6 protein-coding genes are annotated in these 7,230 nt (G+C 73.2%); 4 read left to right on the forward strand and 2 right to left on the reverse strand.

The window, feature by feature from the left end; genetic code table 11:
• Window positions 1-14: 14 nt before the first annotated feature.
• The 4 genes from VI238_RS14980 to VI238_RS14995 all read left to right on the forward strand — a co-directional run bounded on the left by VI238_RS14980 (window position 15) and on the right by VI238_RS14995 (window position 4,215).
• The gene (locus VI238_RS14980; RefSeq protein WP_331652784.1) at window positions 15-293 is read left to right on the forward strand and encodes a hydroxymyristoyl-ACP dehydratase; all 279 of its coding nucleotides are present in this window, start codon (window positions 15-17) and stop codon (window positions 291-293) included.
• Window positions 290-1,258: an acyltransferase gene (locus tag VI238_RS14985; RefSeq protein ID WP_331652774.1), complete on the forward strand. Its 969-nt coding sequence runs from the start codon at window positions 290-292 to the stop codon at window positions 1,256-1,258. Before VI238_RS14980 ends, VI238_RS14985 begins: the two co-directional genes overlap by 4 nt.
• Window positions 1,203-1,838: a LolA-related protein gene (locus tag VI238_RS14990; protein ID WP_331652776.1), complete on the forward strand. Its 636-nt coding sequence runs from the start codon at window positions 1,203-1,205 to the stop codon at window positions 1,836-1,838. Before VI238_RS14985 ends, VI238_RS14990 begins: the two co-directional genes overlap by 56 nt.
• Window positions 1,839-1,899: 61 nt before the next feature.
• A complete protein-coding gene (locus VI238_RS14995) occupies window positions 1,900-4,215 on the forward strand; it encodes an MMPL family transporter (RefSeq protein WP_331652778.1) in 2,316 nt (771 codons plus the stop codon).
• A gap of 4 nt (window positions 4,216-4,219) precedes the next feature.
• On the opposite strand, the gene VI238_RS15000 is transcribed toward VI238_RS14995, so the two are convergent.
• Window positions 4,220-5,350 carry a hypothetical protein gene (locus VI238_RS15000; protein WP_331652780.1) on the reverse strand — a complete coding sequence of 377 codons (1,131 nt, stop codon included), beginning with the start codon at window positions 5,348-5,350 and terminating at the stop codon, window positions 4,220-4,222.
• Window positions 5,351-5,460: 110 nt separating this feature from the next.
• The coding region (locus VI238_RS15005) for a hypothetical protein (RefSeq protein WP_331652782.1) at window positions 5,461-7,230 on the reverse strand (1,770 nt) is incomplete at its 5' end.

The raw sequence follows: 7,230 nt of genomic DNA on the forward strand, positions 1-7,230 counted from the left end.
GCACGGAGCGTGCGATGACGATCCGCGTGCGCATCGAGGTCGATCATCCGAGCTTGCCCGGGCACTTCCCGGGCGATCCGGTCGTGCCCGGCGTCGTGTTGCTCGACCGCATCGCGGCTGCGATCGAGCGCGACGGCGGCACGCTGCGGCGTATCCACTCGGTGAAGTTCCTCGCACCGCTGCGCCCGGGCGAAGACGCCGCCCTCGCGCTGCAGCGCGAGGGCAAGCGCGTGCGCTTCCGCATCGAGCGCGACGGCACCTCGATCCTCGGCGGCGAAGGCGAGCTCGCATGAGCGAGCACTGGAGCGCGCGCCCCGAGGGTGGCGGCCGTTTCGCGATCTGGCTGATCCGCACGATCGGCCTGCGGTGCGGTCGCGGCGCCGCGCGCCTGTGCCTGCTGCCGATCACCCTCTACTTCTTCCTCCGCCGTCCGTACGAGCGACGCGTCTCGTACGCGTTCCTCGAGCGCGCGACCGGCCGCCGCGCGAGCGCGTGGCAAGTCATGCGGCACATCCATCGCTTCGCCGGCACGATCCTCGATCGCGTCTTCCTGCTCGCCGAGCGCTACGCGCGTTTCGACGTGCGCATGCACGGCCTCGACGCGCTCACGTCGCGCATGCGGCCCGACCGCGGCGTGCTGCTGCTCGGCGCGCACGTCGGCAGCTTCGAAGTGCTGCGCGTCGCCGCCGCCGACCGCCCCGACATCAAGGTGCGGGTCGTGCTCGACACGCAGAAGACGCCCGCGCTGACCGAGTTGCTGCACGCCCTCAACCCGGACATCGGCCGCAACGTCATCGACGCGTCGCGGCCGGGCACCGACATCGTGCTCGCGCTGTCGGAAGCGCTCGCCGAAGGCGCGCTCGCGACCCTGCTCGCCGACCGCGCGCGCGAACACGAAACGACGATCGACGCCGAGTTCTTCGGTGCGCCCGCGCCGTTCCCGACCGCGCCGTTCCTGCTCGGCGCGATCCTCAAGGTGCCGATCGTGCTGTGCCTGGGCATGTACCGTGGCGGCAGCCGCTACGATCTCTACTTCGAGCCGCTCGCCGACGAGCTCGCGCTGCCGCGGCGGGAACGCGAGGCGGCGCTGCGCGACGTCGTGCAGCGCTACGCCGCGCGACTCGAGCACCACGTGCGGCAGGATCCCTACAACTGGTTCAACTGGCATGATTTCTGGAATCCCGAAGGTCGCGGCGTCGAGCATGTCGCTGCTGTTCGCGCTGTCGCCGGCGACGTCGTCGTGCGCGAAGCCGGCTGACGCACCGGTCGATGCGCCGACGCTCGTCGCGTCGCTGCGCCGCGAGGTGCCTGCGCGCACCGCGTATGCCGAGGTGCGTTTCTCGGGCCTGCTCGAGCGCCCGCTGATCCTGCACGGCGAACTCGAGTACCTCGGTCCGGACCGCCTCGCCAAGCGCGTCGACACGCCGTACCGCGAACAGATGCGCGTCGAGCACGGCGAGGCGAGCGTGCAGCGCGGAGATCGGCCCGTGCGCACGTTCCCGCTCGGCCAGGCGCCGGAGCTCGAGGGCTTCCTGCGCGGCTTCGCCGCATTGCTCGGCGGCGATGCGGCGGCGCTCGAGCGCGACTTCACCATGACCGCGAGTGGCGCCGCGCGCGCGTGGCGACTCGTGCTCGAACCGCGTGATGCGCGCCTCGCGCGCCGCATTCGCGAAATCCGCGTCGATGGCTCGGACGCGACGCCGCGATGCTTCACCACGCGCGAGGGCGACGGCGACGTCAGCGTGCTGCTCGTCGATCGCCTTGCCGACGCGAAGCTGGCCGTGCAGGTGTCGCAGCCGCAGGTCGACGCGCTGTGCCGCGGCATCGACGCACGATGACGCGCGCACACGGCCACGCGATCGAGCGCACGAGCGCAGCGACGCGCTCGAATCGGGCGCCATGACGCCGGCCACGCGGCGCTGGTCGTTGCTCGGCGCCTGGCTGCTCGCGCTCGCCGCGCTGGCGGCGTACGCGCTGCACACGCTGCACGTGAGCACCGACCTGCGCAGCTTCATGCCGCCGCCGCGCACGCCGGACCAGACGTTGCTCATGGAGCAGATCGGCGAAGGCCCGGGTTCGCGACTGCTGCTGCTGTCGATCGAGGGCGCGCCCGAGGCGCGCCTGGCCGAACTGAGCCGCGGCTTGGTCGCGGCCCTGCGCGCCGACGCGCACTTCGAGCAGGCGATCAACGGCGCGTTCGATCCGTCCGCGCTCGACGAGAAGCTGCTTCCGTACCGCTGGCTGCTGTCACCCACCCTCGACGCGCACGCGCTCGATGCGGACTATCTCGCCGACCAGCTCGGCCAGCGCGTCGAGGACCTCGCCTCGCCCGCGGCGACGCTGCTGAAGCCGTTGCTGCCGCGCGATCCGACGCTCGAGGTGCTCGCGCTCGCACAGCGCTGGTCGCCGCCGAAGGCGCCGATCGTGCGCGATGGCGTCTGGTTCTCTTCCGACGGCGCGGCACTGCTGCTCGCGCAGACGCGGGGCGCGGGGTTCGATCCGGCCGCCCAGGGGGCGGCGATCGACGCGCTGCAGGCGGCGTTCCAGGCGCTGCCGGGCGCCGGCGCGGCCACGCTCGCGATCAGCGGGCCGGGATGGTTCACCGTGCTCATCAACGAGCGCACGCGTGCCGAGGCGGACCGCATCGGCCTCGTCAGCACGCTCGGCTTCCTCGTCCTGCTCGTGCTCGCCTATCGCAGCCTGCCGTCGCTGCTGCTCGCGGGTCTGCCCGTGCTGAGCGGCGGCGTCGCCGGGGCCGCCGCGCTCGCACTGCTGTTCGGCAGCGCGCACGGCATCACGCTCGCGTTCGGCTTCACCCTGCTCGGCGTCGCCCAGGAATATCCGATCCGCGTGCTCAGCCATCGCCGCGAGGGCGAGGATGCGCTCGCGAGCGTGCGTGCGCTATGGCCGCTGCTCGCGACCGCGATCGTTTCCGCCGCGATCGCCTATCTCGCGTTCTTCGCGTCCGGCGTGACCGGCCTGCAGCAGCTCGCCGTATTCACGATCGCGGGACTGCTCGCTGCGGGCCTCAGTACGCGCTTCCTGTTGCCGCGCGTGCTGCCGGAGCGGTTCCGCGACGTCGCGGGCCGCGCCTGGCTCGCGCGCGCGGTGGGCACGCTCGATGCGTTGCCGCGACCGCGCTGGCTGCCGTGGCTGCTCGCACTGCTCGGCCTGGTCGTGCTGTGGCGTACGCCGGGCCCGATGTGGGAGAACGACCTCGCCGCACTGACGCCCGTGCCGCAGGACCTGCTCATTCGCGACGCGAAGCTGCGCGGCGAACTCGGCGCGCCGGACGTGCGCTACCTGCTCGTGCTGCATGCGACCGACGCCGATGGCGTGCTCGCGTTGTCCGAGTCGATCGAACCACGCCTCGATGCGCTGGTGCGGCGCCACGCGCTCGACGCGGCCGAACTGCCGAGCCGCTACCTGCCGAGCCTCGCGACCCAGCGCGGGAGGCAGGCGAAGCTGCCGGATCGCGCGACGCTCGAGCGCGCGCTCGCGCAAGCGAGCGCGGACCTGCCGTTCCGCGCCGGCGTGTTCGCGCCCTTCGTCGACGACGTCGAGGCCGCGCGCACGCTCGAGCCGCTCACGCCCGCCGCGTTCGCGTCGTCGCCGCTCGGTGCACGCCTTGCCGCGATGCTGGTCCATCGCGAGGACGAATGGCTCGGCCTCGCGACGTTGTCGGGCGTGCACGACGCCGCTGCGCTCGATGCGCTCGCCGGGGCGACGCACGGCGCCGTGCGCCTGCTCGACCTCAAGGCCGCTTCCGAGTCGCTCGTCGTCGCCTACCGCGAGCGCATCCTGCGCGCGCTCGGCCTCGCGCTCGGCCTGCTCGCGCTCACCGTCGTCGTCGCGCTGCGCAGCGCCCGCCGCGCCTGGCACGTGCTCGCGCCGATGTCGCTCGCGACCCTGCTCGTGATCGTGGTGGAACGCGCGAGCGGACTGTCGTTGTCGCTGTTCCACCTCGTCGCGGTCACGCTCGCGGCCGGGCTCGGCCTGCACTACGCGCTGTTCTTCGAGCGACCGGTCGCCGATCCGGCCGAAGCGCGCCGAACCCTGCATGCGACGCTCGTCTGCGTCGCATCGGCGTTGCTCGTGTTCGGCCTGCAGGCATGGTCGTCGCTGCCGGTGCTGCGCGCGATCGGCCTCACCGTCGCGCTCGGCGTCGGCTTCCACTTCTGCCTGTCGATCCTGATGGCACGCGCGCGCCGCTGAGGCGTCAGCCGTCGAAGCCGTCCGCGAACAGCGCGTCGCCCGCGATCGGAACGAGCCTGAAGCTCAGCGTCTGGTCGTCCGCGGTGAGGCCCGAGCCGACGATGACGCCGTCCGCGTTGATCGCGCGGGCGATCTGGAAGCGCGCGAACGTGCCGTGGTCGTCGACGACGTCGTAAAGGTCGTAGACGGTGCCGTCGCGCAGCACCCATGCCTTGAGCCCGGGCACGCAACCGCTCGCGCTGCCGATGCCGGCGCTGCCGACGATCACGCCGGACGCGTTGATCGCGGCGGCGCAGCCGTTGTCCTGGTCGAGCGTCGCGCCCGCGATCTCGGTGAAGCTGCCGTCGGCCGCGAACACGACCGGCACGAGTTTCGGCGCGGACACCGCGAGGCCGAGGCCGACGACGACGCCCGCGTCGTTGACCGCGGTAGCGATGCTCGGGAACGCTTCGGTCATCTCGCCCAGGGCGGAAACGCTCGCGGTGCCGACCTGGCCACCGATCGCGTGGACGTTGGACGAGTGCTGGTTCCAGTGCCCGACGAGGCGCCCGCTCGCGTTCACCGCGGCCCAGCGCGCCTGCTGGAACTCGACGCCCGCGTCCTGCAGCCCGTAGTCGACGAGCCCGGATGCGGTGGTCCAGACGAACGCGCGTTCCTGCGCAGGCTGGCCGAAACCGCCGACGATCTCGCCGCCGTCGCCGATGTCCCGTGGCGAGACGTACGCGCCGTCGCTGCCCGCGATCACGAGCGGTTGCGCCGACACGGCCGGGTCCCACAGCAGGGCCACCTGCGGGTTCTGGTAGTCGTTGAACGTGCCGACGATCTGGCCGGCGTTGTTGATCGCTTCGGCGAAGCCGTCGCCGAGCCCGGGCAGCTCGAGGTCGTGCAGCGTGCCGTCGGCATCCCACAGGGCCGCGCGTCCGTTGAAGTCGGCGTCGAGGTAGCGACCGACGACCTCGCCGGCGTCGTTGATGTCCTGCGCGATCACCGCGCTGCCGCCGGGCGCCTCGATCGTCACGAGGTGGTAGAGCGGGGCCTGCGTGCCCGCGAGTGCGGGCGAGCTCGCCGCCGCGGCGATGGCGGCGGGCAGCAGCGAACGGAGGCGGGGAACGGAACGGAACGGACGCAGGGTCATCGGAACCTCGGAAACGGAAGGGCGGCAGGACGCACCGCCGACCATCGGCGAAGCGGGTGCAGGCGGCATGTAAAAACCGTGTATCGGGCGTGTATGCGCGTGGCTTGCGCTCAATGCAGGGCGGTTTCGAGCGCGGCGATGCTGCGTTCGCCGGCGAGTTCGCGCGCCCGCGCGAGCGCACCGTCGGCCTGGGTCGGCTGGCCGAGCGCGTGGTAGACGAGCGCCGCGCTCGCCGCCGCGCGCAGGTCGCGATCGGCCCAGGCCGCGATGCGGCCATGCACGGACCCGGCCTCGTCGACCCGGCCCGCGGCGAGCAGGGCACGCACGTAGGGCAGGCCGACGCGCACGAGTTCCTCGGGCACTGCGCGCGCGGTCGCGCGCGCCATCGCATCCGCGTAGCGCTGCAGCGCGAGCTCGGGGCGCCGCTCCGCCTCGGCCTGTTCCGCGCCGGCGAGCGCGAGCAGCACGGCGGCACCCGGGTCCGCGCCCGCGCCGTCGCCGGGCGCGAGCACCCACGCACGCAGGCGCTCGATCTCCGCCGCGGCATCGGCGACGGCACCGGACCGCTGCAACGCGCGGATGCGCACGCACCAGGCCTGCACGTACTGCTCGCGATTGAACGCGGCGAGCACCGGGGTCAGCGCACCGGCCGCGTACTCGGCCGCGCGCGCAGGCTCGTCGCGTTCGAGCGCGATGTCCCCGGAGAGGGACTCGGCGAGCGCGCGCGCGATCGCATCGGCGTCCGGATCACTCGCGTCGCGCAGGCGCGCGAGCAGCACCTCGGCCTCGTCGAGCCTGCCGCTGCCGGCGAGGGCCGCCGCGCGTGCGAACGCGAACTGCCAGCGCCGGCGCGGGTTGCCGTTCTCGCCATCGGCGGCGACGAACGCGCTGCTCGTCGCGAGCGCGCCCTCATGGTCGAGCAATGCGAGTTGCGCCTCGACGAGGGTCACCTCGGTCGCGGCGAGCGCATCGACGGCGGCCAGCTCGCGCAGGCGCGCGCGGACGCGCTCCAGCAGCGGTAGCGCATTCGCGGGCTGGCCGCGCTGCATCGCGTTGATGGCGAGGTTGAGGTCGATCGCGGCCACGCCGAGCGGGTCGTTGCCGGCCTCGAACAGCGTGCGCGCGCGCCCGAAATCGGCGGCAGCCGCCTCGAGCTGCACGCGCTGGCTCGCGACGCCGCCGCGCCCGAGGTACGCGTGCGCGAGCACGTCCGGATCGTGCGCATCCTCCGCGATGCGGATCGCGTCGGCATAGAGGCGATCGGCGTCGTCGAGCCGCGCGAGGCGGAAATTCGCCGATGCGAGCGTGTTGGCGACGCGCGCGCGCAAGCCCGCGTCCGCATCCGGCGCGAGCGTCGCGAACAGGTCGGCCGCCTGCCGGCGGCTGCCTTCGTAGTCGCCCGAGAAGAAGGCGAGGCGCGCGCGGATCAACGCGATCTCCGGACTCGCCTGCAGGCCCGGCGCGGCCTGTTCGACGAGGCGGCGTGCGACGTCGAACTGGTTCGCGAGCAGCGCCGCATTCGCGCGCTGGCGCAGCGTCGCCGCCGCGAGTGCATCGTCGCCGTCCTCGTCGGCGGGCGGCGTGCGGCCGAGCTTGATCAGCAGCTCGTCGGTCGCATCGCGCGTCGCGCGCAGCGGGTCGGCCGCGCGGGCGTCGATCGCGAGGTCGCGCATGCTGCCGTGCGCATCGAGCCGCACGTGCCACTGATCGCGCTCGCGCGCGACGCGCGGCGACACGCGCCATGCGGCAGGCAGGTCGACCCCGTCGTCGCCGCGGGCCTGCACCTGGGCGACGACGGTTTCGCTCGGCGTGGTCGCGAGGCCGCCGCGACGCAGCTCGGTCGCGATCAGGTCCATGAGTCCGAGGCGCAGCCAGGCCCA

It is taken from the genome of Dokdonella sp. (assembly GCF_036518555.1).
In the GTDB taxonomy this organism is placed as follows: domain Bacteria; phylum Pseudomonadota; class Gammaproteobacteria; order Xanthomonadales; family Rhodanobacteraceae; genus Dokdonella_A.

Coding starts and splice junctions, on each gene's coding strand:
- VI238_RS14980 (WP_331652784.1), top strand. CDS start 15: ATGACGATCCGCGTGCGCATCGAGGTCGATCATCCGAGCTTGCCCGGG.
- VI238_RS14985 (WP_331652774.1), top strand. CDS start 290: ATGAGCGAGCACTGGAGCGCGCGCCCCGAGGGTGGCGGCCGTTTCGCG.
- VI238_RS14990 (WP_331652776.1), top strand. CDS start 1,203: ATGTCGCTGCTGTTCGCGCTGTCGCCGGCGACGTCGTCGTGCGCGAAG.
- VI238_RS14995 (WP_331652778.1), top strand. CDS start 1,900: ATGACGCCGGCCACGCGGCGCTGGTCGTTGCTCGGCGCCTGGCTGCTC.
- VI238_RS15000 (WP_331652780.1), bottom strand. CDS start 5,350: ATGACCCTGCGTCCGTTCCGTTCCGTTCCCCGCCTCCGTTCGCTGCTG.